The 1,546-nt window shown below is 65.8% G+C and carries 2 protein-coding genes; both read right to left on the bottom strand.

Annotated features, from left to right (window positions below):
• The coding region (locus tag ACFMO7_RS08770; protein ID WP_376795113.1) for a hypothetical protein at positions 1-181 on the bottom strand (181 nt) is incomplete at its 3' end.
• An 8-nt stretch (positions 182-189) separates the two neighbouring features.
• Complete coding sequence (locus ACFMO7_RS08765; RefSeq protein ID WP_376795112.1) at positions 190-1,506, bottom strand: helix-turn-helix domain-containing protein; 1,317 nt, start codon at positions 1,504-1,506, stop codon at positions 190-192.
• Positions 1,507-1,546 lie beyond the last annotated feature (40 nt).

The following is a 1,546-nucleotide window of genomic DNA, read 5'->3' as shown; positions in this document are numbered from 1 at the left end:
CGGGGAGCAGGAGCGCGCTCCTGCTCCCGCCACGCAGGGACCTGGTCCCGGAGGGATCGCGGCGAGCCGCGTCGGCGTCAACACAGGCAGGCCCCCTGACGTGGGGACCGGCATGTGGGCGTTCGACATGCAGGCGCTCTTTCCGCACGCCCTCATCGTCGGCGTCGCTGGCTTCCTGCATACTCTTGCTCAAACTGACTGGGGGCCAGGCTTCCCCCGCCTGGGACCCGCCAGCAGCGCGCGCAGCCGTGCCACCTCGGGCGCACTCCCAAATGGCGAAGCCGCCAGCCGTTCCGTCAGCCGTCTCGCCCGCTCCAGATTCACCTGACTCCCAATCTGACGCAGCGGCCCCACCAGCTCCAGCGCCAGGGCTGCCCCCATCTCGTAGTCTCCCAGCTCGATTGCGGCCTGCGCGATCAACAGATCTGTAAAGGCACTCTGGCGAGCTGCCCCTGCCCGGCGTTGCTGCGGCAAAACCTCCAACGCCTCCCTTGGGCGCCCCATTTCCAGCAGCGCTGCGCCCTTATCCACTCGGTAGCGGCGCAGATCCATCCGCAGAAAATGCCCCGCCCGCGCGTCGCCCGGAGCCGGCTCCCGTTGTAAGAGCGCTGCCCCGTGCTCCATCTCACGCAGGGCTCGGCTCCCCTCAACACGACCCTGGGCAAACGCCTGGCTAAAGCCACCACGGATCAACACCGCCGCCTGCAGCCAGGGAGGCAGAGAGGGCAGCAACCCCCGGGCCTGCTGCGCATCCTGGAGGGCAAGCTGCCGATGCCTGGCATCCAGCCAGACCGTCTGGCGACGGTAGAGAGCCACGGCCTGCAGTTCTGCATGGTCCAGGCTCTGGGCCAGCTCAATAGCCCGGCTGGCATGCTCAATGGCCTGGCTATAGGCCCGCTGATCTCGGGTAATGGCACTGGCCAGCAGGTGATAGGACACCAGCAGGCGCGTCGTGCGGAACCGCTCGCTGCCTGCAAAAGGCAGCTGGGCATAGAGGGCCTGCAGGGTCGTCTGAATCCTGGGAAGGGCTGCTGTGGCATTTCCCCGATGATACTCCTGCCAATAGCGTTCTTCTTGCTCCTGCAGCTGCTCATAGTCCACGGCAAAGCGCGACACGTGCGCAGCTGCCGACTCAGGCGCGTAGCCTGCAGCAACCGACGATGCTGGCACGGCTGGAGCCACTGCCAGCCCCAGGAGCACCGGCGGAATCTGCAAGGTTTCGGCTAGAAAACGCCGACGGCTGATACTGTCGAGCCCTTCTTTGCGTTCTTCCATATTTCTCACCGCTCTTTCTGAAATGCCCAGCGCCCGCGCCAGATCGGCCTGCGTCCAACACTTGCCGTCAGGTCGCCGCTTGCGCTGACGAAAGTATCGTACCACCTGACCAGCGTGGGGCCAGCCAGCCTCATCTGCCTCAAAAGGAGGATAGCCCTGCTGGACCCACCACGGACCGGAAGCAGCGCGCGCGTGCTCCTCCCGCGCTGCTCCATCTGCTGCCTGCTGCATCGCCTCTCATCTCCCTTCCTTCACATGCACACGGCTGACG

It is taken from the genome of Thermogemmatispora sp. (genome assembly GCF_042408735.1).
Lineage (GTDB): Bacteria > Chloroflexota > Ktedonobacteria > Ktedonobacterales > Ktedonobacteraceae > Thermogemmatispora.
Note: the sequence above shows the minus strand (reverse complement) of the source record. Positions and strands in the feature narration are given on the sequence as shown.